This window comes from Geomicrobium sp. JCM 19039, from assembly GCF_000698145.1.
Classification (GTDB): Bacteria; Bacillota; Bacilli; order Bacillales; family Marinococcaceae; genus Geomicrobium_A.
Window position 1 is genome coordinate 20,881 of sequence record NZ_BAXB01000007.1, and the last position, 24,368, is coordinate 45,248.

22 protein-coding genes and 3 pseudogenes are annotated in these 24,368 nt (G+C 44.3%); 19 read left to right on the top strand and 6 right to left on the bottom strand.

From position 1 onward, the window contains the following. Nucleotides 1-105: 105 nt before the first annotated feature. The 3 genes from dacB (at nucleotide 106) to JCM19039_RS08615 (ending at nucleotide 3,230) form a co-directional block, all read left to right on the top strand. On the top strand, nucleotides 106-1,956 hold the full coding sequence (dacB, locus tag JCM19039_RS08605) for a D-alanyl-D-alanine carboxypeptidase/D-alanyl-D-alanine-endopeptidase (protein ID WP_052398632.1): 1,851 nt from the start codon (nucleotides 106-108) through the stop codon (nucleotides 1,954-1,956). Nucleotides 1,957-2,053: 97 nt separating this feature from the next. Continuing rightward, nucleotides 2,054-2,452: a GNAT family N-acetyltransferase gene (locus JCM19039_RS08610; RefSeq protein ID WP_042426372.1), complete on the top strand. Its 399-nt coding sequence runs from the start codon at nucleotides 2,054-2,056 to the stop codon at nucleotides 2,450-2,452. A gap of 16 nt (nucleotides 2,453-2,468) precedes the next feature. After that, entirely contained in the window at nucleotides 2,469-3,230 is a 762-nt protein-coding gene (locus JCM19039_RS08615) for a class I SAM-dependent methyltransferase (protein ID WP_042426045.1), read from the top strand. On the opposite strand, the gene JCM19039_RS08620 is transcribed toward JCM19039_RS08615, so the two are convergent. Beyond that, nucleotides 3,227-3,463, bottom strand: coding sequence for a hypothetical protein (locus JCM19039_RS08620; protein WP_042426048.1), 237 nt, complete (start codon nucleotides 3,461-3,463; stop codon nucleotides 3,227-3,229). The genes JCM19039_RS08615 and JCM19039_RS08620 overlap by 4 nt on opposite strands. A 115-nt stretch (nucleotides 3,464-3,578) precedes the next feature. Here JCM19039_RS08620 and JCM19039_RS08625 point away from each other — a divergent pair, with 115 nt between their 5' ends. The 11 genes and pseudogenes from JCM19039_RS08625 to JCM19039_RS25355 form a co-directional block, all read left to right on the top strand. Next, nucleotides 3,579-3,791: a WYL domain-containing protein gene (locus JCM19039_RS08625; protein WP_042426053.1), complete on the top strand. Its 213-nt coding sequence runs from the start codon at nucleotides 3,579-3,581 to the stop codon at nucleotides 3,789-3,791. A 559-nt stretch (nucleotides 3,792-4,350) separates the two neighbouring features. Next, the gene (locus tag JCM19039_RS08630; protein WP_052398634.1) at nucleotides 4,351-5,121 is read left to right on the top strand and encodes an IclR family transcriptional regulator; all 771 of its coding nucleotides are present in this window, start codon (nucleotides 4,351-4,353) and stop codon (nucleotides 5,119-5,121) included. An 87-nt stretch (nucleotides 5,122-5,208) separates the two neighbouring features. After that, nucleotides 5,209-6,081 (top strand): ABC transporter ATP-binding protein, encoded by an 873-nt coding sequence (locus tag JCM19039_RS08635; RefSeq protein ID WP_238544977.1) that lies wholly within the window; start codon nucleotides 5,209-5,211, stop codon nucleotides 6,079-6,081. A 102-nt stretch (nucleotides 6,082-6,183) separates the two neighbouring features. Next, the gene (locus JCM19039_RS08640; protein ID WP_042426060.1) at nucleotides 6,184-7,149 is read left to right on the top strand and encodes an ABC transporter ATP-binding protein; all 966 of its coding nucleotides are present in this window, start codon (nucleotides 6,184-6,186) and stop codon (nucleotides 7,147-7,149) included. Between the two features lie 3 nt (nucleotides 7,150-7,152). Beyond that, nucleotides 7,153-8,373, top strand: a complete 1,221-nt coding sequence (locus tag JCM19039_RS08645; RefSeq protein WP_042426063.1) for a dipeptidase — start codon at nucleotides 7,153-7,155, stop codon at nucleotides 8,371-8,373. 21 nt (nucleotides 8,374-8,394) lie between these two features. Then, nucleotides 8,395-9,207 (top strand): annotated as a pseudogene (locus JCM19039_RS26450) (ABC transporter substrate-binding protein); the annotation flags it as partial. 62 nt (nucleotides 9,208-9,269) lie between these two features. Further along, on the top strand, nucleotides 9,270-10,052 hold the full coding sequence (locus tag JCM19039_RS26455; protein WP_255343647.1) for an ABC transporter substrate-binding protein: 783 nt from the start codon (nucleotides 9,270-9,272) through the stop codon (nucleotides 10,050-10,052). A 65-nt stretch (nucleotides 10,053-10,117) separates the two neighbouring features. Then, nucleotides 10,118-11,068: an ABC transporter permease gene (locus JCM19039_RS08655; RefSeq protein ID WP_042426065.1), complete on the top strand. Its 951-nt coding sequence runs from the start codon at nucleotides 10,118-10,120 to the stop codon at nucleotides 11,066-11,068. 19 nt (nucleotides 11,069-11,087) lie between these two features. After that, entirely contained in the window at nucleotides 11,088-11,972 is an 885-nt protein-coding gene (locus JCM19039_RS08660) for an ABC transporter permease (protein ID WP_052398635.1), read from the top strand. 13 nt (nucleotides 11,973-11,985) lie between these two features. Next, complete coding sequence (locus tag JCM19039_RS08665) at nucleotides 11,986-12,822, top strand: alpha/beta fold hydrolase (RefSeq protein ID WP_042426068.1); 837 nt, start codon at nucleotides 11,986-11,988, stop codon at nucleotides 12,820-12,822. Nucleotides 12,823-13,063: 241 nt separating this feature from the next. Further along, nucleotides 13,064-14,141, top strand: a pseudogene (locus JCM19039_RS25355) (transposase); the annotation flags it as partial. Between the two features lie 247 nt (nucleotides 14,142-14,388). Here JCM19039_RS25355 and JCM19039_RS08675 read toward each other — a convergent pair. From JCM19039_RS08675 to JCM19039_RS08690, 4 genes and pseudogenes are all read right to left on the bottom strand, one after another. Next, nucleotides 14,389-15,099 carry a transaldolase gene (locus tag JCM19039_RS08675; RefSeq protein ID WP_042426071.1) on the bottom strand — a complete coding sequence of 237 codons (711 nt, stop codon included), beginning with the start codon at nucleotides 15,097-15,099 and terminating at the stop codon, nucleotides 14,389-14,391. A 21-nt stretch (nucleotides 15,100-15,120) separates the two neighbouring features. Further along, nucleotides 15,121-16,501: pseudogene (locus tag JCM19039_RS08680) on the bottom strand (PTS ascorbate transporter subunit IIC). A gap of 26 nt (nucleotides 16,502-16,527) precedes the next feature. After that, nucleotides 16,528-16,767 (bottom strand): PTS maltose transporter subunit IIBC, encoded by a 240-nt coding sequence (locus JCM19039_RS08685; RefSeq protein ID WP_202963193.1) that lies wholly within the window; start codon nucleotides 16,765-16,767, stop codon nucleotides 16,528-16,530. Between the two features lie 63 nt (nucleotides 16,768-16,830). After that, a complete protein-coding gene (locus JCM19039_RS08690) occupies nucleotides 16,831-18,909 on the bottom strand; it encodes a BglG family transcription antiterminator (RefSeq protein ID WP_042426074.1) in 2,079 nt (692 codons plus the stop codon). A gap of 181 nt (nucleotides 18,910-19,090) precedes the next feature. Between JCM19039_RS08690 and JCM19039_RS08695 the strand changes: the two genes are divergently transcribed. From JCM19039_RS08695 to JCM19039_RS08710, 5 genes are all read left to right on the top strand, one after another. Further along, nucleotides 19,091-20,062: a hypothetical protein gene (locus tag JCM19039_RS08695; protein ID WP_042426076.1), complete on the top strand. Its 972-nt coding sequence runs from the start codon at nucleotides 19,091-19,093 to the stop codon at nucleotides 20,060-20,062. Continuing rightward, on the top strand, nucleotides 20,044-20,412 hold the full coding sequence (locus JCM19039_RS08700; protein WP_042426080.1) for a hypothetical protein: 369 nt from the start codon (nucleotides 20,044-20,046) through the stop codon (nucleotides 20,410-20,412). The genes JCM19039_RS08695 and JCM19039_RS08700 overlap by 19 nt, the downstream gene beginning before the upstream one ends. Before the next feature lie 224 nt (nucleotides 20,413-20,636). Further along, nucleotides 20,637-21,497, top strand: coding sequence for a M14 family zinc carboxypeptidase (locus JCM19039_RS08705; protein ID WP_052398639.1), 861 nt, complete (start codon nucleotides 20,637-20,639; stop codon nucleotides 21,495-21,497). Continuing rightward, nucleotides 21,464-22,348: a hypothetical protein gene (locus tag JCM19039_RS21880; protein WP_052398640.1), complete on the top strand. Its 885-nt coding sequence runs from the start codon at nucleotides 21,464-21,466 to the stop codon at nucleotides 22,346-22,348. The genes JCM19039_RS08705 and JCM19039_RS21880 overlap by 34 nt, the downstream gene beginning before the upstream one ends. After that, nucleotides 22,258-22,776 carry a hypothetical protein gene (locus JCM19039_RS08710; RefSeq protein ID WP_152550144.1) on the top strand — a complete coding sequence of 173 codons (519 nt, stop codon included), beginning with the start codon at nucleotides 22,258-22,260 and terminating at the stop codon, nucleotides 22,774-22,776. Before JCM19039_RS21880 ends, JCM19039_RS08710 begins: the two co-directional genes overlap by 91 nt. A 314-nt stretch (nucleotides 22,777-23,090) precedes the next feature. Here JCM19039_RS08710 and JCM19039_RS08715 read toward each other — a convergent pair whose 3' ends face one another. Continuing rightward, nucleotides 23,091-24,290 (bottom strand): FAD-dependent monooxygenase, encoded by a 1,200-nt coding sequence (locus tag JCM19039_RS08715; RefSeq protein WP_042426085.1) that lies wholly within the window; start codon nucleotides 24,288-24,290, stop codon nucleotides 23,091-23,093. Between the last annotated feature and the right edge of the window lie 78 nt (nucleotides 24,291-24,368).

Here is a 24,368-nt window from a genome sequence, read left to right on the forward strand (position 1 = left end):
GCCATCATTCCTTATTACATAGAGTAAGAGCCTATATCAGCTTTAAAATATAGAATAATCAGTCTATTAGTGCTACGATGGTGAAAATTTGAAGGGGGAATGTGTATGGCAAACGCGAGTCAAACGTTCAAATGGTCCCTTGTCGGCGTCATGATTGTCGGTACGGTAGCGGCAGGTTCCGGTACGGATTTACACGGCCAGGATGAGGTGAGCCCAGAAATTGAACTCAGAAAAGACCTCTTGAGCATTCTTGACGAAGAACAGTTACATAGTGCGTTAGCAGGGGTTCATGTTCAATATGCTGAAACAGGAGAGGAGTTGTTTTCCCATCAAAGCCATACGAGCTTGGCACCAGCGTCAGGACAAAAGCTACTTGTAGGGGCAACGGCGCTAGACGTTCTCGGTCCGGACTTCACATTCGAGACAGGTGTATACACCGACGGTGATTTACAAGGAAATGAATTGCACGGCAATGTGTACATAAAAGGGGGTGGTGATCCGACGATGCTTCCTGATGATTATGAACAATTTGCCCAAGCGTTACGTGAAGCTGGAATTGAACAGATTCACGGCGATATTATCGCTGATGACTCTTACTTTGATGATCGGCGATTATCTTTGGATTTATCGTGGGCAAATCAACGTGGTCATGTCGGTGCACAAGTATCAGCGCTTAGCGTTGCTCCCGATGCTACCCTCATCTCAGATCTCGCTCTTGATCGCTACAACACCGGTTCCATTTATGTTGAAGTTCATCCAGGAGAGGAAGTGGGTGATGCGGCAGATATTCGTGTCACGCCTGAGTCCGATTATTTTACGATCGATAATCAGATGACAACGGTTGAAGAAGGTGGAGAACGAGCGTTAACGAGCTGGGACCGAGCGCACGGAACGAATGACATTCATTTTGACGGGACAATTCCTGTTGGAGCCAATCCATTTACACAATACGTCTCAATTTGGGAACCGACGGAGCTTGTGCTCAATCTATTCCACGACGGTTTAGGCGATGAAAACATTGAAGTGCACGGAGAACTCGTACTTGGAGAAACCCCTGAAGATGCCGAACAACTGGCGCATAAACAGTCAATGACGTTGGAACAATTAATGATTCCTTTTATGAAGTTCAGTCAAAATAATCATTCAGAACACTTGACGAAAACGTTAGGAAAAGTCGTTGAAGACGAAGGTAGCTGGGATGCTGGATTAGCTGTTGTTGAAGAATATCTTGATTCAGCGGGCGTGGACATGGACGTTGTCCAGCTAAGAGACGGCTCTGGAATGTCTCATCTGAATGCCATTCCGGCAGAACAGATGACACAGCTGCTCAGTCATGTGCAGACAGAAGATTGGTACGAGGTTTTCTATGACTCTTTGCCTGTCGCAGGTGAACCAGACCACTATGTTGGTGGGACGCTACGCACAAGAATGGTAGATACAGCGGCGGAGGGCAACGTTACTGCGAAGACGGGAAGCCTCACATCTAAGTCCTCTCTATCTGGTTATGTGACAGATGCAGATGGCCATGAGCTGATCTTTGCCATGCTGTTCAACAACTATAAGGGCAGTTCCCCAACGAGCGTTGAGAACGAAATCGCGGTAAGGCTGGCAGAATATAGTGCGGAAGGTGACGGTGGTGACGACGATTCCTCTCCGATACGCAATGTGAAACCGGCTGAAGATGTTACACTTCGAGCGGGTGAATCCGTGAAAGTGTCCTTTGAAGGGGAGCCTGGACTAGAGGCAGCATTTTCAATTCGAGTTCCGTTATTTACAAGAAGTGCACCGCCAACAGAAGTGATGATGAGAGAAGCTGAAGAAGGCGTGTATGAGGGATATTGGACAGCGACAAATAACTTAAGCGTTGACGGCGCGCAGATTGAAATTCGCGCAGTGAATGATAAAGGAGAAGAGTATCGGGACGTTGCAGAAGGAAGAATAACTATCGAGCGTTAAATGGAGCCATGGCCCTTCCCTGAAGGGTCGCGGCTTTTTTATTGCCATGAGTTGATGTGGCGTAGTAGCATAATGTAAAAAGTGAAGGATGTGCATGTTGAACCTTAGGCGGTATGGAAAACAGGACGAAAATGACTTATTCCAATTGATTGAATCAGAAGGTGAGGAGTGGAACGACTATCTTACTGAAGAAGGGCGCGAGAACTATAAAAAGACGTTAGCAGGCTCATTAACGCTTCTCGCTTATGAGGGCGAAGAGCTTTGTGGATACTCTAGGTCAATTGTTGACGGTGAGTTTGATGTATACGTATGCGACTTGCTTGTACATCAAGAAAAGCGTGGGAACGGGTATGGCGAAAAACTTATGGCCGCCATTTATGAAAAGTATCCAAATCATACCGTGTTTGTCATGTCAGACGTGGATGAGTATTATGAGAAGCTAGGGTATCGAAAAGAAGGAACGGTTTTTGAAGTGAACCCACCCTCATCATCATAAGCAGGAGTGATTAGCATTGGAGAGCTATTTCTATGAAGCATTTGAAGACTTAAGCCGTCTGGCACCAGGAAGTGATGCATCAACGAGAAAGGCAGCATCGCTCGTTAAGAAATCAACAAACAACATGAAAATCTTAGACATCGGTTGCGGAAATGGAGTGCACACATTTCTTCTTGCAGACCTCTTTCCGAACGCCCAAATCATTGCAGTAGATACACATCAGCCGTATTTGGATGAGTTACTTTGCCGTGTTGAAAGACTCGGACTGGAAGAAAGAATTCAAGTACACAATCAATCGATGTTGGCGTTGGATTTTCCACATGAATATTTTGATCTCATCTGGGCGGAAGGGTCGATTTACATTATCGGCTTTCAACAAGGATTGAGCGCGTGGAAAGCATTGTTAAAACCAGGCGGACAGCTTGTTTGCAGTGAAATTTCTTGGCTTCATTCATTTCCATCTTCAGCGAGCCGATCCTTTTGGGAAGAAGGGTATCCAGAGATTGATACTGTAGCGAATAAGGTGAGTCAAATTACAGAAAAAGGTTACGAGTTCTCATTCTCGTACGTATTGCCCTATGAAGACTGGACCGAGAACTATTACGGACCGCTTGCACGTAAGCTCGACGAAATGACCGAGTTGTACATCGACGTCCCTGAAGCATTAGAAGTGATTGAAATGATACAGATGGAGATCGAATTGTTTCATGATCATCCAAACGATTACAGCTACGTGTTCTATGGTATGCAAAAAACGAAGAAGAAAGCGGTAAATTAAACGGTTTTCTTTTTATTCGTCGTGATGGACGCATCTACAAGATCATTGTAACGAACAACGTAAAAGTGCCCCTCTTCCTGAACGATGACCTCTTCGTCCCCGTCGCTAAGCTTATATAACCTACCGGTTACTTGTGTCGTATTGCGCCCATTTCGATACGTGAGTGTGACGATATTGGGCCCTTGTGCAATCGACTTCACTAACACTCGTTTCATCTGTTCAAGATCTTCCACATCGCACCTCCAGTGAGTTCTTAATTTCATTATACACGAACAACAGTTCGAATCAACCGTTGAAAAGAAACATATGTTCGTATATGATGTATAAAAATGCGAACGAGGTGAGTTCATGCTGTATGCATTGAGGCAATCTCTAGAGAAAAGAAGACGAGTTCAAATCATCTATCAAGCGAAGAGCGGAAAGCTAACACAACGGGACGTTACTGTCTATCGTTTGAACGACGTAGATGTGATTGTGTGGTGCCACATGAAAGGTGCGGTTCGGACATTGAAGCAGACGAACATCCTTGCTGTGGAGGACACAAGGTCTTCAACATCGTAAATGAACAAGTATAAGCACTTTTTCTACGGTAACTATGTTGATACTATGCCACGGACGGCCAGCAGAGGCACTTCCGTCTTATAGTGAAATCACTAATTTTCAAAAATACACTTCATAAAAATAACGAGAATCTCACCATAGATCGTTCTATGATAAGGTTTTCGCCCCCACACACCCCGCCGATGCTAAGTCCGCTCAGACTTAACATTGTATAGTGCGGCAACTAGGAAGAATACCGACCAGAAATTTGAGGGAGTATCTTTGCTGCTTTATAGTGAGATCTACAAATATACCGAGGACACCTGTACTAGAAACCGAGTTAGAGAAAAGAGAAAAAACGAACATTCATGCCGCGACTGCGGTTTTTTTTGTATGTTCAAATGTACACGTTATAGTTTTTTAATTCTGAACAATTCATCTAATGCGCTTGTATGCATGACTAATGTTCTATTGACGTTATTGTAAATCGTGATTATGCTATTTGTACGAAAATTAAAAATAGAAACACTGGTTCATATATAGAACCAATCTATGAACGTATTTACTAAGGGGGATGCTGTTGACTTCCAAAACAGTGCATAAATCGTTAACCGTTTTAGAGAAATTCACGGTCGAACAACCAGCTTGGGGTTTGCGTGAATTGGCTAGAGAACTTGATATGAACCATACAGTCGTTCATCGTTTTTTATCGACTTTTGAAGACCGAGGGTATTTAACGAAAAATGAAGACTCTGGAAAATATGAAGTCGGTTTTAAATTGTTGGAGCTAAGTCATGTAGCGCAGGAAAAGTTTAAGCTATCGGAACAAATACAATCTACAATGCAGAAACTAGCCATGGAGACAGGTGAGAGTAGTGTTTTTACGTTAAGGGATCATGACTACGGTGTGTTTATAAACATTGCAGAAGGTAGTAATATTGTCCGGTTTGCTGATTCTATCGGCAGACGTTCACCGTTGTATTTAGGAGCTACACACAAGTCCATATTGTCGTACCTACCAGAGGACGCCATTGCTCGGGTAGGTGAACGAGCTGTTGAAGAGAAGTTTATACAGTCTCCAAATCAACTCCATGAGGCGTTGAAGGTTATCCGTGAACAAGGCTATGCGTATAGCGCGAGTGAAACGTTTGAAGATGTCGCAGCAATGGCTGTCCCAATATTTGATCGAGACGCAAGAGTGATTGGTTCATTGGGAATTGCCGGGCCGCCGTATCGAATCTCAGAAGAATATGCGATGAAAAATGCGCACATCTTGTTCCGATACCAAAAGGAAATTCAACCAATCATTAAAATGAGCCCCAGTGAATTATCGGAACTTTATGTCAATTGAAGGTGAGGAGGGGGAACGATTACAAGGATATTGGAAGTTGAAAACCTGAGAACATCGTATAAAAGCAAAGACCGGGTGACAAAAGTTGTGGATGGCGTTTCATTTCATGTTGATGAGGGAGAATCGATTTGCATCGTTGGTGAGTCCGGTAGCGGAAAGAGTGTCACTTCTTTAAGCGTGATGCGACTTGTTGAATTTGAGAATGGCCGAATTGAAGGTGATGTTCAATTCTTAGGTGAAGATTTGGCTAAGAAAAAAGGAAGTGAAATGAGGAAAATTCGGGGCAAGGAAATGTCGATGATCTTCCAAGAACCATTGACTGCATTGAATCCCGTATTTACGATAGGCAAACAAATTACAGAGGCTATTCACTTTCATGAAAAAGTAACAAAAGCAGAGGCAATGACGAGAGCGGAAAAGCTGCTCGCTCAAGTCGGTTTGTCTGATGCTAAGACAAGACTCAAGCAGTATCCGCATGAGCTATCTGGAGGGATGAGGCAGAGGGTGATGATTGCAATCGCACTCGCCTGTGAGCCGAAATTGCTCATCGCCGATGAGCCAACAACGGCGTTGGATGTAACGATTGAAGCGCAAATTCTGGAGCTTCTACGTAGCCTTAGAGAAGAGCGAAAGATGTCTCTTATGCTCATTACCCATGATATTGGTGTCGCTTATGAAATGTCGGACAGGCTGATCATTATGTACGCTGGGAAAATTGTAGAAGAGGGGAAGACATCAGACATTTTTGACACCCCTCATCACCCGTACACGAAAGCATTACTTCGATCGGTACCTTCAATGGACGGGGAGCGAGGCGTACCTCTTTATTCAATCCCTGGTAGTATCCCAAGTTTACATGATATGCCTGTCGGTTGTCGCTTTGCCTCTCGCTGTGATTTCGTCACGGATAAATGTATCCAGACTGAGCATCGATGGAAGAGACAGCAGTTGGCAGTGTAGCATGTTGGCACTCAGAAAAAGTGGCAAAGAGTGAGGTGACGGTATGAGTGCAGCAGACGCAAAACCCCTTGTGAAAGTTTCCCATCTAAAAAGCACTTTCGCATTAAAGAGGGGTTTGCAAAACCAAAAATACTACGTGCGGTTGATGGTGTTAGCTTTGATATTTATGAAGGCGAAACACTAGGGCTTGTTGGCGAATCAGGTTGTGGAAAGTCGACGCTTGGAAGGAACATTTTGCGATTGCAAGAGCCGACGGAAGGAACCGTAACTTTTGATAACCAAGATGTCGTGTCGTTATCCAATCGAGATCTACGAAACCTAAGAAAAGATATGCAGATGATCTATCAAGATCCATTTGGCTCACTTAATCCAAGATTTAGCATTGGTCAATCCATCGGTGAAATGTATGATATTCATCAATTGTATAAAGGGAAAGAAAAGGAACAAAAAATTCAAGAGTTGCTTGAGTATGTCGGGTTAGACCCTACTAGAATGAATCATTACCCACATGAGTTTTCTGGGGGGCAAAGACAAAGGGTAGGTATTGCAAGGGCGTTAGCATTGAATCCTAAATTTATTGTTGCTGACGAACCCGTATCAGCATTAGATGTTTCTGTGCAATCACAAATTATTAATCTACTCATGCGATTAAAAAAAGAGCTAGGGTTAACGTTGCTGTTTATTGCACACGGATTAAACGTAGTCCGGCATATCTCTGATCGTGTCGGTGTTATGTATCTTGGAAAACTCGTGGAGTTGGCACATACGGATCAAGTGTTTGATTCACCCGCGCACCCGTACACAGCGGCATTACTCTCCACTGTCCCAGAAGCGAACCACGTAAAAAAAGAAAGAATTATCTTAAGAGGAGAGGTTCCTTCACCTGCCAACCCTCCTAGAGGCTGTCGTTTCCAAACTCGTTGTCCTTTAGCAACAAACCTATGCAAACAGGAGATACCAGATCTAACAGAAATGACACCAGGTCATTTTGTTGCCTGTCATTATCCACTACAACCATATGAAACACTGCAAGACGCCATAAAAAAACAAAATCAAGAAGGAGCATGATGTATGCAAACAAAAAAAGAAATTGCAAATCCTAAAAACTATGACGGGTACAAATCATTTCAGTATCTTGACGCAGGGGAAGATTATAAGGTATATGAGCTTTCTGAGGAAGATACTCGCGTAGAGAAGTACGAATACCCAGTAAGTAGTGAGGAAGAAGAGCTAGCGACACAAATTTTAAACGAAGACCATATTGTCTCCATGCATGAGCATACGTTTGTCGCCCCTAAAGACTTGTCGCAATTTTATGAGTTTCGTCATCAGGGCCGAGATTGGACAGGCTTTGAAGCGTTAAGCCGTTCTGGTCTTGATGTAATTTTTGAGAATTTTATGGACGGCACAGCGATGATCACATCCCAAGCTGGTTGGAAGTGGTCAGATGTCATTCACGATATCGGAATTCGGTACAGCGACATTGCTCATCAAGATATGGTCATCAAGGCAGAGCGAACAGAAGATTTATACCGTGCAAAAAAGGAAGGAAAAATTGCATTTGTAGGTGCTTTAGAGTCTTGCTCAATGATTGAGAACGAGCTAGATCGCCTAGACGTATTGCACGGGCTCGGAATTCGAACGATGGGTGTCGTATATTCTGAAGCAAATGCTTTAGGATCAGGACTTCGTGAGCCGAACGATAGCGGGCTTAGTGTTTTTGGAAAGCAAGCTGTACGTAGAATGAACAAATTAGGGATTACCGTAGACATCTCTCATGCAGGTGACAAAACATCACTGGATACGATTGAAACGAGTGAGAAGCCGGTCACGATAAACCATGCAGGTGCAAGATCGTTATGGGATTCAAAGCGTATGAAACCAGATGAAGTGATTAAAGCTTGTGCGGCGCGTGGAGGCGTTATCGCAATTGAGGCAGCACCGCACTCTACGATTACGAGCAACCATCCAGAACATAACATTGAATCATTTATGGAGCACTTTGAGTACACAGCAAACCTAGTCGGAATTGACCACGTTGCTTTTGGACCAGATACACTGTTTGGCGATCATGTGAAGTTACATGAATTGTTAGCTTCAAGATTATCGATTAAATCCGCGCAAAAATCTGACATGGTAAAGGTTGACTATGTAAAAGGGTTGGAGAACCCAGCAGAATGCTTCCCGAACATCGTGCGCTGGCTCGTGAAACGTGGGTATTCACGTGAAGATATTCGCAAAGTCATTGGAAAGAACATATTCAGAGTGCTTGAAGAAACGTGGGCAAAATAATAAGCAGGAGGGGGTAGGGGCATGAAGAAGTTAGCGAGATCAGGCTTACTTATCGTAGCTAGTCTTGGTATTTTATCAGCGTGTGCGTATGGTTCAGAAGATTCGTCCGGTGATGATGGTCATTCAAGTGGGGAGACAGTTGAAGAATCCGGAGAAGAAGCTGAAGAAGGAAGTGGTGGGCAATCAGGAGGGAAAGTTTCCATTCCTATCGTTGCTGACCCGACATTTAACCCGTGGCACCCGAACGCGTATGCTGAATCGAATGTCGTGAACCGTGTCCTATTTTCAGGGTTAACAAAACCAGGTGAAGACTTAGTTCCTGCACCAAGCTTGGCGGAGTCGTGGGAGACTTCGGAAGATGAACTGGAGTGGACATTCCAACTTCGCGAAGATGTACTTTGGCACGATGGAGAAACTTTTGATTCTGAGGATGTCTCGTATACATTTAACGAAATTGTACTCAATGAGGAATTAGGGGCAAACGGGGCGTCATTCTTCGGTGATGTAGACGAAGTGGTCGCAGATGATGAGTATACAGTCACGTTCAAGCTGTCCAATCCTGTAGCAGCACTACCCGCTTACCTTGGGTTTAACTCAGAGATTCTCCCAGAGCATATTTTTAACGGGGAAGACCCGTGGGACTTGAGTTCCTTTAATAAGGATAATGCCGTAGGAACCGGGCCGTTCAAAATGTCGACATACACTTCCGGTCAATCCGTAGTTCTTGAAAGAAATGAAGATTACTTTGGAGATACCGCTCTATTAGATGAAGTGGAATATAAAGTGTTGGCAGACAGCAATACACACGTTGCGCAAATTTTAAGTGGCGAGTTATCAATCTTTTCATTAGAGGATACTGCATCCATTGAGCGGATTGAGCAGCAAGATGGGTTGATGTGTACCCTCGGGAAACGACACAGTTTTATTGGTTATCCCTCAATCAAGAACATGAAAAGTACCAAGACCCGATCGTTCGCCAAGCCATTACACACGCGATTAACCGCGAAAACATCATTGATACGGTCTTACAAGGATATGGAACCATTGCAGATCACGGGATATCACCGGCACTTGAGGAGTATTACCGTGATGATGTAGAAACATTGGCGTATGATCCAGACGAAGCCGTCTCTCTTATGAGCGAAGCAGGCTGGGAACAAAATGACAATGGCATATTCGAAAAAGATGGAGAAACGTTCGACATCAATTTTGAAATCGGAATTCAAGGTGATTTGGAGCAGATTGCTCAATTAATTCAACAATATTTAATTGAGGTCGGCTTTAATGTTGAACTTCAGACGATGGAATGGAACACGATGATTGATCAAGTTGTTATTAACCGTGATTATGATGTAACGCTAAACTGGTGGCGTTATGCAAGCGACCCTGATTTACAGCCATATATTCATTCTGAAAATGCTGGAAGTGGCAATAACATTCCTGGCTACCAAAACGAGGAAATGGACCAACTGCTTGAAGCAGGCGCGCAAACAAGTGATATGTCTGAAAGGCAAGAAATCTACAATGAAGCACAACAATTAATGGCAACAGAACAGCCTTATAACTTTTTATGGTATCCACAGGAAGCGCAAGTGAAGGTAGACGCTTTGCAAGGTGTGCCAGATCTCGCATTCGGAGATTCATTGCATTACATTAATGAATGGTATTTAGAACAGTGATACATCCCGCCCGTAAAGGGCGGGCTTAAAATAAACTAACCCTGATTAGAGGGGGGGCTATTCCGATGTTACGTTTCTTACTTAACCGAGCTGGTCAAAGTGTTATTTTGTTATTCATTGTTACCGTCATCACGTTCTTTCTTATCAACCTTGCACCTGGTGGACCTTCAGGTGTAATGAGAATGGATGCCTCTGAATCAGAGAGGCAAGCGATGATTGAGCGTTACGGTCTTGACGATCCTGTGGTTGTTCGTTATGGAGAGTGGATCTTCAATGCTGTTCAAGGAGATTTTGGGACGTCTTTCTCGAGTAACCAGCCCGTAGTTGAACGTGTATTAGAAAGAATTCCTTATACAATTGAGCTAAGTTTATTCACGCTCGCACTCGCGATATCCATTGGAATCGTCCTTGGTGTTATTTCAGCAATCAAGCGTGGAACTATTGCAGATTATTCGATTAACTTTATTAGTGTTATCGGGTTATCTGTACCTGCATTTTGGTTGGCATTGATGCTTATTCAATGGTTTTCTATTCAGCTTGGTTGGCTCCCATCCTCAGGTGTTGGTGCACGAGGAGAAAACTTTGATCTATTAAACTGGCTTTCACATTTGTTGTTGCCTGTATTGATTTTGTCGACAACGATCTTACCGAACATTGTAAGATTCACACGCTCTTCAATGCTAGAAGTGATCTCTCAGCAATATATTCGCACTGTACGTGCAAAAGGGGCAGGAGAGCGTACTGTCATTTATGTTCATGCGCTAAGAAATGCGTTGATCCCGGTGATTACGATGATCGGAGTGCTCATCCCTCGACTGTTGAGTGGGGCCGTAATCACCGAGGCAATTTTCGGCTGGCCGGGAATTGGCACCTTGATTTTGGAAGCGGCTCAAAGCCGTGATTATCCTTTGGTCATGGGTGTCACAGTTATTATTACTTCTGTCGTCATTCTATCCAATTTAATCGTTGATCTTGTTTACTCAAAAATAGACCCACGCGTTAAGAATATTTCATAGATTTAGGAGATGAATAACGATGGAGAACGTAACTGGGCTGAACGGCCGGCCGATTGCTGTTAGCGCTCCAGCCAAATTGAGTTTGATGCAGCGCCTATATCAAAATAAACTAGCTTTCCTTTCCCTTTGTTTTATCGTATTGCTTCATCTTGTTGTATTTTTGGTTCCTCTAGTGTGGCCACATCACCCAGATCGGATTGCAGAGATCGGTATTCATGCAAGTTGGTCACTCACACATCCATTTGGAACAGATGAACTGGGTCGCGATGTATTTGCCCGCCTCCTTCACGGGGGGCAGGTGACATTGCTCGTCGGGCTAGCCGCGATGATTTGTTCCATTATTATCGGCGTACTTGTCGGGGCAGTGGCTGGCTTTTTCGGTAAGAGTATAGAAGCTGTGCTTATGCGCTTTACAGAGGCGATGATGGCAATACCGAACTACTTTTTCGTCCTTGTTGCTCTAACCGTTCTCGGAACATCGCCAACAATGGTCATTCTCGTTATTGCGTTCACGACGTGGATGGAGATTGCTAGAGTGGTGTACGGTGAAACCCTTAAATGGAAAGAGTATGAGTTTGTCGAGGCTGCGATTGCGTCTGGGGCAACAAAAATGAGGGTGCTCCTAAGGTACGTACTGCCACAAGTCACACCGTCGATAATTGTTGCGGCAACGCTCTGTATAGCGGGAGCCATTCTCACCGAAAGTGCCATTAGTTATCTTGGTCTTGGGATTCAACCACCAACACCAACATGGGGGAACATGTTGCAAAATGCCCAGCAGTACATTTGGACAGCCCCAATGCTCGGTTTTTTACCGGGAATCGCAATTACGCTTATTGTTCTTGCCTACAATTTTCTTGGTGATGGCTTACGAGACGCACTAGACCCAAAAAACACAAAGTAGGAAGGAGTTTAGCATGAAACGATTGATTAATGGAAATGAACTATACATTGAAGAACATGGAAATCCAAATGGAAAAGCCATCTTTTTCATTCACGGGGCGCCTGGTCTTGGAGACTGTCGGAATGACATTAAAGCATTTTCAGATCTGGGTGTCGATTATCGGTTAATCTTCATGGATATGAGGGGGTCGGGTCGTTCTGAAGGTAAGCCGCCTTTCACACATGAACAATGGACTGAAGATATTGAGTCGGTGAGAAAAGAACTCGTCGATGAACCGATTATTATATTAGGTGGATCGTACGGCGGGTTTCTTGCACTAGAATATGTACTACGCTATCCAGAATCTGTCCGAGCAGTACTACTCCGTGATACTGCGGCGAGTAAACGCTTCGATCAAGATTCTGTTCAAGCGGCAAAAGATGCGAATCTTACCGATGTGAGCGAAGACGAACTCATCCGTCTCTTCGCAGGGGAGGTCGCATCAAACGAGGAATTTAAACGCGTGTTTTCCGCTATTCAGCCATTATACACCGTTGAATACGATGAAATCGCCGTTAAAAAGAAGATGGACAGTATCTATTACCGATATGAAACACATAACGCGGCGTTCAAATACAATAAACCTAATTATAATATTGTTGATCAGTTGCCAAGCATCAAAGTCCCTGTATTTATTACTGTTGGCAGACACGATTGGATTACACCAGTGGAAAGCTCGGATGAGATAGCGAGTCATATTCCAAACCATGAATATCACATTTTTGAACAGAGTGGACATTCTCCTCATCATGAAGAGAACGAATTATACCTCGCTCGACTTCGCGCTTTCTTACAGAAAAACAAGCTGTAATTGTGCTTTACGTTACTTGGTTTTACCTCCATATAATTGATAAAGAAAGTAAGAAAGCAGCTCCTACTATTATGTGGTGCGGGTTGCTTTTTTGGACATATTTTAATCTCTTAATAGTTTTACAGTGTTATTTTATACAATTTGTATAGAAATGAATCATTTTTATTTAGTTCATATAGTACACTCACCCTTTAAACCATTTGCATGTTAAAGAGCAGTGGTCGTATGTAGCAAGGCGTACGATCGTCCAATTTCGGCAAGTGAGGATGTGGTAGAACGAAAGCAACTGCGCGCTGAAAGCAAGGGACCGAAACAGCATCGTAAGCAATGGCTCAATTTTATCGCTCCCAAGAGGAAATACGAAAAAGATATGGAAATCTTCGGAAACAGGAACAGCTATTCTAAGACGGATCCGGACGTTACCTTTATGTGCATGAAAGACGATTATATGAAAAGCGGCCAGCTCAAGCCTGGCCACAATGTGCAGCTTGCGACCGATGGTCAGTATGCCCGAGCTTCTGAGGTGTTTCCAAACCTTACCGATACAAGAACATTTATTGCTTTCCTGGATATGATTAAACAGGACTTCTTTGAGCTGCCTGCCTGTATTGTTGGAAATGCCGGGTATGGCAGTGAACAAATTACGACGATGTGATCGGGAACGGAAACGTATCTCTCTGATTCCCTATACTCAATACCGAAAAGAGAAACAAAAGAAATATAAACAAGATCCTTTTTAAGTTGTCTATCAGGACGTACGATGCCGAATGTGATTTTTTCACGTGCCTAAATGATCAAAAACTACCGTTTCACTATCTTTCCGAACGCCGCGACAAAGCCGGGTTTCTTCGCAATTACCGAGTGTACGAATGTGACGATTGTTCGTCATGTCCCTTCCGTGCTCAATGTACAAAAGCAAAAGATGGGAATCATCGAAAGATCTATGACAACGAGCGTTGGGAACAACAAAAAGCGTATACGAAACAGTTCCTTGCCGAAAAAGAAACCGGCGAACTCTAAGGCAAACGTAAAATCGATGTGAAACCCGTCTTATGATTTTGAAGGCGAATTTGCGTTTCACTCGTGTCTCGGTAAGAGGTCAAGAGAACGTGAGAAATGAATTAGGCTTCGCGTTCATGGCGGTGAACATAAGGAAGTTCACCGCCAGAATAAGGCAAACTCCAACAACTTTCAATCCCAAAGGAGCAAAAAAGATCTTCGTCACCGATAAATTAGTGACGAGGATCTTTTTGTATCAGAGACTAGTTATGTCCCAGCTTCGTTCAGATTGTCGAGAAATTATCAATTTCACGAAGTGACTAAGCCACTTAAAATCTCTTCAAAAACATCTACATCGAGCATAGCAAGCTAAGCAGATAATACAAGGATAAAAAATTGGCTAGTGTGGCTGAGTCGCCTGCTGTATGATCATTTGCGGAAGGTCCTTGATTGCCAGCGCGAAAGCTGAGATGACGCCCGCGGTAATCTAATCATTGGCTACTATATAGACCTAGTTTCTGAAAAGCAAGAACAGACTGAACCGATGCGGTTCAGTCTGTTCGCGTCTTACAGTACCGAGTAACCGAGTGCCTGAATGTCTTTATTAAAAGCTTTCACGGTGTCAAGTGAGAATTGTTCGAGATCTTTGCCAACATTCCCGAGCTTGTTAATGATGTCAGGTGAGCACGTAATGATATGCGCGCCGCATTCTTCGGCCTGGAAGATGTTGAGCAGCTCTCGGGAGCTCGCCCAAAGCAGCTCAGTACCTGGCTTCTCGGCACAAATCTTCGCTGATTCCTTCATTACCGGCATTGGATCAACACCCGTGTCAGCGATACGACCTGCGAAGACCGAAACAATATTTTCTGTACCTGGTGCCAATGCGTCAACCGTCGCTCTGACTTGATCAAGCGTCAAGATCGCAGTAATGTTGAGCTTCATGCCTGCTTTAGATAGTTTTTTAATGAGAGGAATCGAAGATTCGCCTAGAGAATTTGTAATCGGTATTTTTATATAGACGTTATCCCCCCAGCTGTTAATGCGATCCGCTTCTTTTTCCATAATATCAAAATCATCGGAGAACACTTCAAAGGAGATGGAGTAGTCCGTAATTTTCGCAAGAACTTCCTTCGCGAATTGCTCATAGTTCTTAATGCCAGCTTTCTTCATCAATGATGGATTCGTTGTAAAGCCTTTGATCTGTCCTGATTCGTATGCTGACAGCATGTCGCTGAGTACAGCGCCGTCTGCATAAATCTTTACGTTTAAATTCTCCATTAATCCTTACCTCCGAAACTTTTATTCCTCATCGTCTACGATGTGGTTAAGTGTCACTGATTTTGTCTTTACAAAGTTAGGAATGAACAACACAAGGACGAGTAAAGCTACAATTGCATAAATTCCAGCAACATTTAAGGCTTCGCCTGCCTGACCGATGAGAATCCCGAGCACAGCAAAGTCTGTATCACCGAACGTCGTGTTGGAAAATCCGAGATTGCCAAGTACCGGTAGTAATAGCGCTGGAAGGAAGGCAAGAGCAAGACCGTTCACAAACGAGCCGACAATTGCACCGCGGCGTCCACCGGTGGCGTTACCGTAAATCCCAGCCGTCGCTCCTGTGAAGAAGTGCGGCACGAGACCCGGTATAATTAGGACAGCACCTGCTGCACCAAGAATGAACATCCCGACGATGCCTCCTGCGAAACTACAAACGAAACCGATGATTACCGCGGTTTGTGCGTACGGAAAGAAGACCGCACAGTCAACCGCTGGCACTGAGTTTGGAATAATTTTCGTCGCAATTCCTTGGAATGCAGGAATTAAGTCAGCGAGAATCATACGCACACCGTTATAAACGATGGCTACTCCAATGGCGAACTGTAGGCACTCATAATCGCAAACAAATATGGAGATTGCCCGTCTGAAAGTGTACCGACGAATTCTGAGCCCGCAGCAATTGCTGCGATAAGATAAATGATCATCATCGTTAAAGCGGTAGAGATCGTCGTATTACGTAAAAATGACCAACGTTCTGGAATAACGATTTTTTCTGTGCTGTCCTCCGGCTTACCGACGAACTTACCGACCCATGCAGAGAGGTAGTAACCGACACTTCCGAAGTGACCCATAGCAATGCCGTCTTCGTCGGTCACTTTGTTCGTGTAGCGCTGCCCGATTGCGGGAGAGATTGCGCTCCACGCACCGAGAATAAAACCACCAATTAGGATTAGCTGAATGCCTGACATACCGGTTGCACCGAGTACAGCGGATAGTAAACAAGCCATGAAAAAGCTGTGGTGACCCGTTAAGAATACATATTTATATTTAGTGATGCGTGCAATGACGATATTTAATATAAGACCTAAAACGAGAATGGACATTGTTTCGACGCCTAGTACGGCCTGGGCCGTTGCAACGATGGCCTCGTTGTTAGGGACGACCCCTTGTATATTGAAGCCTTCTTCAATCATTTCCCCAAGTGGCTCAAGGTTTGCGACAATAAAGGCTGCGCCGGCGCTCAGCATGATATACCCAAGAATTGGACCGAGCGTCCCGGTAAATATTTTGTGCAGCGGTCGTTTCAAGCGACGAGTCCAACGAACGCCATTAAACCAATGAGTAACGCAGGCTCAGAAAAGACGTCTCTGAGAAATTCCAATAAGCCCACTAAAAAATTCATAGTGTTTCCCCCTGTTTACACATGCCTTATTTTTTGCTAGCGACTTCCTGAAGCAAGTGACCAACGTCAGCTTTGATTTTCTTCTTGTTAATGTAGCTTCGCACAACGCCGATGGCTTGCGTTGATTGATCAAACTGACTAGCTAGCTCATCGACGGTGACGATTAAATCGCAAATTTTCCCTTTTGCACCGTTGAAGTCAGAGGATTCGACACTGGCATCAATGCCTAGTTCCTCACAGATTTCTTCGATTTTCATTTTTAGCATTAGCTACTGCCAATGCCGTTCCCGCATACGGTCACAATTGAAATCATTATGCCTCATCCCTTCTTAATCCTGGCTAAATGTTTGAATCATCGGCAGAAATGATTCGGCTGTTTGAAATTCGAGCATTTTATCGATGCGTGATTCTTCTTCTAATAGCTCTGTCAATTGACTGAGCGCTTTTAAATGCGATTCATTGTCCACGGCTGCGAGCACGAATACAAGCTGGGCATCCTTGTTCGCATCTCCTGGTGAGAATGAAACGGGTTCATTGAGCTTTAACAGGCTCATGCTTAGCTTTTTCACGCCGTCCTCTGGCCTGGCATGAGGAATCGCCACGTTTGGTGCCATCACGATGTAAGGCCCCAGTTCCTGAACATTGTTAATCATCGCGTCAATATAGTGAGGCTCAATTGCTTGAATTGTAAGCAGTGGCTCAGCCGCCTTCGTAATGGCCGCTTGCCAGTCGCTTATGCCGTCTTGTACTTGTATCATCTCTATCTTTAATAAATCTGAAAGCACTGGTGAATACCTCCTGTTTTGTACGACGGCGGATTCCGCCAGCAACGCCGACAGTGCCTGTTGGAGTTTCAACTCGTCGTGTATACTCGCGTGAGCCTGTACAATCTCCATAATTTTTCGTGTTCCAGGCAAGTTTGCGCCTCTTTTACCTATAAATAAATCATCAACTTCTTGTATAATGCGTGCTTTATCTAGGGCAGACAGAATGGGATTAACGATAATGAGCGGAAGCTCTGTCTGAATGGCTACCGTCGAAAACAGTACATCAATGTCGGTTTCTTTTTTAAAATCATAGTCATTTAGAGATTGTACAGCGACGATATTAATTTCTGGTATGAGTTTTTCAATTTGGTATCTCAGCATATTTGAGGCGCCGACACCATTCGGGCAAATGATTAGGGCACGCTTTTTGGTAATGTGCAGGTTCTCTTCTTCCATAAGAGAGCCGAAGTGTAGCGTAATATAGCCTGTCTCCTCATCCGGGATCGAATGCTTTACATACTCAGATAATAGCTTGAGCGACCGTTTTACGAGCTTAAAAAGCTCAGGATATTCTTTCTTGATCCTCGGTAAAAGCGGATTGACAATTGGTATTTGAAAAAGCATCCGGTAGTAGGCTGGCCTAATGTGTGCATACAAGGAGTGAATAACAGCAGTTTTGTCAGGCAATGACACACACGCCTGTAGTTCAAATTCCTGTACAATCGCTTTCGTCAATTCGTACAAATCCTTGTGCGTATTCGGCTCATTTAGTTCAGTGTCTCCCTGAATTTGCAGCCCGAGCAGCGCAACTGCTGCATAATAGTGCTCATCGGTTTTTTCAACATTAAAGCCAAGTTCGTTTATATACGGTGCAATCGCCTGATATTCTGTCCAGCCCCGAATGATTACTTTCGTATCTTCGTCATACGTAATCGTCGTTTTCGTAGCTGTACGTTGTCTAAGAATGAGAAGAAAGGCGGCCATATCCCGGGCTTTTTCTTCTACAAATGCAACGTGAAGTTGACGCTCAACAGCTGACAACACTTGCCGATAGCTGGCAAGCGTCGCATCAAACGATTGCTGACTCTGTGTCTCGTAGAGCTCCGCGAGCATCTCTTTTCCTTCTCGATAGTGCATGAAATGAGAGATACCGGTCATAATGAGCTGACGAACATCACGCGTTTCTCCCGTCAATTGATAACCGTCCGCACGGGAGTAACTTAAGGCAACGCGTGCTTCATTCGCTTTAATGCGCGCCTGAGTGACGGTCGTTAATGCCGTATTTCGACTGACCTGTAGTAACGACGTGTAATGGTTCACAGATAAATCTTTCGGTGACATAAATGTCTGGATCAGCAGCAGGTCGACGCGTTCTTCTGGTGACGCAATATACGCCCGCTTGTTGAATGCGTGTAACTGTGCAATCATTGCTTCTTTGACCGCTTCATCTACAATAATCCCGCGATTTCGATCAACGAAAATTTCAGGTAGATTCTCATCTTTCAACCACGCATTAATTTTCTGGATATCGTATTGGATTTGCCTTCTCGAGAATTTTAAAGCCGTCTCCAATTGTTTCATCGTCATCGCTCGATGCGTCGTGAGAAAATGCAACAGAGAAGCCGCCCGCTGATCTTGCATGTCTATGCCTCCTTTCTATTTTAGTATAGTCTTTTTCAAAACCTGAAAGCGCATTCATTGGGTGTGAATGTTGCACTGATGATCAGCACAAAATTGGACCGACAAAAAATACTGGCATTCATGTTGAATTTTATAGACAAACCACTCTTTAAGGGATAGACACGAAAAAAGAGGTGATTTTATGACAAATGCATATGAAGTGAGTAAACGAGTATTTGAGGAGTATTTCTTAAAGCGTAATCATGTTGGAACAGCGGTTACACCAGGAGTTAAGGAATACAACCGGGGATCAGTGTCAAACCCAGAATATGCGCCAATTTATATGGGAGGACGGTATTACCGCATGGCTTCGTTTATGATTTTTCTCTCGCAACTCGAATATGAGGCTAGAGAAGTTCATAAAGAAGACAGTTTGGCTGTTGAAGTAGGCGGCGAGTTATCGAAAGCCATCGATGCGATCTTCGATGAAACAAGTGAAGGTGGCGAGATGGAAGGGTATTTAAGAGACGGTCCAATGGATGGTGGTACACCTGGCATTAGTGCACTAACGGCGAGCCTCGTCTTTATTAAAGGACTGAATGGGAATCTTTGCGATAACGTTAAAGAGCGGGTGGAGGATATGCTTGACCAGTGTTGGGATTGGAGTGATCGCCATTACCGTGAACATACGTGGTCGTTTATGGATGATCATACCATTGAGTATATGGTCGATAATTTGATTGTTGATGATGAGCAATCCTTTCCAAATGCGCGCTATCCGATGAATGGCGTAATGTGGTATGCCTATGCAATGGCGATGGACAGCTACCTTAATCACAACGGTCAAGTGTATGACCAACCTTATGGAAGAACAGCCCGAAGATTCAAGAATATGGGCACATACATTCAGGAAATCAATTATGATGTGAGTCAATTTTCGAAGAATCTCACTGCAGGGAAACAGCATCTTACAGGAGCAGGGCGGCCAGTGCTTATCGCAGGGTATACGTCTTGGACGGGCATGCATTTAGGGATGCTGGAATATGGCTTAAAAGCAACCATGAAAGAAAATTTTATGAGGCAGTTGAAGGTGGATTTCAAGCGGGTGCGCATGAGCTTGCTGAAGGGTTCCGTGTTCTTGTTGACGTTCATGGGGTGGTTCCAAATCAGCTGAGTCCAGACACGACGGTGAGAAGAGAGGAAGACTTTTCTTCTCTGCCGACGCACATCGCTGATGACGGGGGACAAATCATCGACTACAGTCGTCAAATTCCTGTGATGAATACGGGAGATGTGAAAGGTGACCAGCCATTTCAAGATTGGTGGGATGGGTTTATTAAAGATTATTATCCAGATGTGGACGGCTTCAATACATCTATTGAACACGCGATCGACTCTGATTGGAGAGCTGAAGTGCAAGGTGATGATCGCGACAAACGAACACATGACATTACCGAGCCGAATTTCCTGCGTGCGTGTTTGGCGCTTGCTCACGGAATGATGAGAAGATTGACATTTCGTTAACGCATAAAAATTGTAATTAAACCGCCCAGTTCGTTGATGGATTGGGCGGTGCTACATGTGTAATGTCCTAAACCCGATAACATCGACCTGCATCAATTGTGTAGAGGAGATAAGTATAAATGTTTATTTTTAGTTTATTCGAATTAGTTAATTAAATTTAGTGAATTTTTGTGCTAGTATTCAAATTACTTAGGGTGACTAAATAAATGGAGGAGGGCTTTTATTTGAAAACATCAGCTTGGAAATATTCACTGTCATTCGTACTGCTTCTTTCACTGTGGCAACCAACGGAATCTTTTGCTCTACTTGAAGAGGAAGAGTATGAAGAACCGAGTGCCCAATCAATTGAAGCGTTAGATGAACGTTGGACGAATTACGAAGAAATGGTTGAAGAGCTTTTCCGTATCGAAGAGATGAGTGAAGGTCTTTTGGAATTAGATGTGATAGGCGAATCCCATCACGGTCGTGACATTTATGCGACGAGAATGGGCGATGGCGATCAAGTGTTACTCATTGATAGTGAGATTCATGGCAACGAAAAATCAGGCACAGAAGCCATTATCGATATGTTGGACGAACTTGCAGCGGGTGAAAGAGATCATATACTAGAGGAAGTAACGATTGTCACCGTTCCTAAGCTCAACCCTGATGGCTCTGAACTCGTAAAACGTCAAAATGACATCTCTTGGGAAGAAGTCCTTGAATATCATCCCCACTTAGAGGGCGCTGAACCTGCTTGGTATCATAATGAAAGCCGTAACGGTTTTGATATTAACCGTGATTTCCATCCGGACTTGGACTTTGAAGCAGAGGCAGATGATTTGCCTGGAACGAGTGCTCATTACGGATTCTACTTAACGAATGAAGCTCGCGCTCTTGCTGATTTATATCAAGAACTACAAGAAGAGTTTGGCATTGTTGAATCGTATGTGAATTTGCACCATATGGGCACGCCGCAACTTGAAGGCACGGATCAGGATGTGTCGATTGCGCTTAGCCACCCGCCGCTAGGACCAGACAACAACCCTAAATACGCGGAGGATTACCCAGAATGGATCAAGACAAGTCGCGCCGCTATAATTTAGCAGCGGCAGAAGGCATTCATGCTCATGCAGACGATGGCCATGAAGCGGGACTGGCTCGGTACACGTACCCGTCAACCTTTGACCTTTCTGGCATTGCGTTAGGTGCATTCGGTTTGAACGGAAGCGGAGCGGTATTATTTGAAATGGCAGGACAACAACCTCAAGTTCCTTATGATCAAGAACTCATTGATAAGGTTACAGCAGGTCTTTGGGGAATTGCGGAGTCGATGACGGATGGCTCAGTGCACGAGCTTGATGGCGATGCATTTTATGATATTCCGAAGTACTGGCCGGATACGCCTCCAGTGAGCGATCCTGAGCAACATGTGTTTGATTTCACCGATGAAGTCGTTGGTGAACAGCCTGACGAGTGGTCACCGATTTGGCAAGGTGAAGACGAGCAGCTTACCATTGCTGATGAACCACTGCGCTTGGAGCATACCGCTCGTTCAGGTGTGAGAGGCTTTACAGCGGATGCGGTAGGAGAACTTTATGGAAGTACAGAAATCTTCGCACTCGTTCAAGGCTCGAACATTCAAAACCACGTATTTGAACTTGGATTCCATATGTCTGGGTCGCCAGGAAGTGAGAATGGCATTTATGCAGATGCACGGCTCCCAGACGATGAGTACGAGAACGGAACCGTCCGAATTATGCAACGAAGCGGGGGCTCAAGTACAACCCTTGGCATCGCGAGCCAGGTTTTGAAGTATCTGAAGATGAATGGTACCGTGTATTACTTCAAAGAGATGCAGCGGCCTTGCAACTCAAAGTTTGGCCAGATGGTGAAGACGAGCCAGACAGTTGGCAAATCGTCACAACCGAAGACAACATGTACGGAGGCCACGTAGGATTTTCACACAGCACGCCAGGTGCAGTAAATGACTTTGCTTATATCGGTGTAGGCGTTGGAGGAGAACGTGCCCCTCATGCTGACGACGACCACCTAGGAGAACCTGTTGATCCACCAGAAGAAGGGCTCATCCGCAACTTGCAACCAGCTGAAAATATGACGCTTGCAGCAGGTGAATCCGTAAGAATTGCGTTTGATAGTGACCCCGGCTTGAATGCGGTGTTCTCTATCCGCCTGCCGCTCACAAGTCAGTCACAACCGCCTACTGAATTGCCGATGTGGGAGAGCTCGCCTGGACAATATGTCGGCTATTGGACCGCCATAAGAAACCTTTCCGTTCAAGGCGCTGAAATCGAAGTGAAAGTAACAGATGCTGACGGAAATGAAACGAGAGAGACTGCAGAAGGACGTCTAAATATTAACTAACGTGTGAGGATTGCCCAATTTTTGGGCAATCCTTTTTTATTTGCTGGGGATGGGGGACAAGTTGGTGAGTGCTATCCCTACATATCATACTTAGAAGCAGCATGTGATAGAAAACAAACCTCTGTACGAAAAGGAGTGTAATTAGTAGTACACTTGAAATGCTCACGCGCTTTTAACGATCATACCGTGCCTCTATTCTATATGAGAGGGTTGAGCGTCTAATTGTAGATTGGACAGTTTATCTAGAAACGCTCTTAGTGCAGTATTTCACTCGAGGCAAAAGAGTTAGCCACACCATCTTCATACACTATACCTTAAACTTTAACAAATCGATGATGTCCATGGTATTGGTCAATAAACTCAAAGTCAGTAGCTGCTCTCTTTTTCATAATGGTGTCTCGTAACAAAATGCTTTCTGGTTGTGTGCTGTGAATAATTTCTCCCCAAGTTCTTGCGGATTGTTGCACATAAGTGGTACGAGGGATGCGTTCTTTCTCGTATTCAATAAAAGCTATATTTACGTCATCATGTTCTTCAAACATATCCTTTAAGCAATCTGCGTCTTCTAAAGCCTGACAAGCACCTTGGGCTAAGTACTGTAGCATTGCGTGAGCAGAATCTCCTAAGAGCGTAACATTCCCTTTTGTCCAATTTGTTATCGGCTCTCGATCGTACATGGGCCACCGTCGCTGACGAGAAATAAAGGAAATCGCTTTTTTGACTTTTTCGCAGGCCCCATCAAAAACCTTGTCCATCTCTTCGGGGGTGCCCCAGTTATACGTGTGTTCAATTTCAGGTCGATAACTCTCACTTTTAAATACAACAACTTGGTTATAAAGCTCCCCTTTTCTTACAGGGTATTGTACTAAGTGAAGATTTGGACCAATCCACATGAATACATCATCCATGTTCGCGACCGATTGTTTGACCTCATTAATAGGAATAGCTCCGCGATATGCTACATAGGCAGAGCAGATCGGCTGATCATCGCTAAACAAACGACGAACTTCGGACCAGATACCATCAGCACCTACTAACGCTTCTCCGTGATGTTTGCTGCCACTTGCAGTTGTAACCGTTACTCCATCATTGTAATCTTCCACATTTGTTACTTTCTGATTGGTTTCTAACGCTACATTTGGGTGTTCGATACAGGCGTCTAAAAGTACACGGTGTAAGTCTGAGCGATGCAAGACGATATAAGGAGCCCCGTAACGCTCTTCATAGGTTTTACCAAGGTTTAGTGCAGAAAGCTCTTCACCACTAAAGGCATCCATCATTACGAGTCTCTTAGGGAATACAGAGACTTTCTTGATTTCCTCCATGACACCTAACCGCTGAAGTACGTTTGTTGCATTTGCTGCTAGCTGTATGCCTGCTCCAACCTCCCCAAATTCGGGTGCTTGTTCCAATACTTTTAGCTTTCGTCCAGACTGAGCGATACCAAGTGCCGTCGCTAACCCACCAATTCCTCCACCAATAACTAGCAATGGAGTCTCTGTTGTTTGAGCCATAGTAGCCCCTCCTCGTATAGATAAACGCTTTCATAAAATGGTAATCAATTTGTTAGCCCCCTTACGATTAAGGGGGCA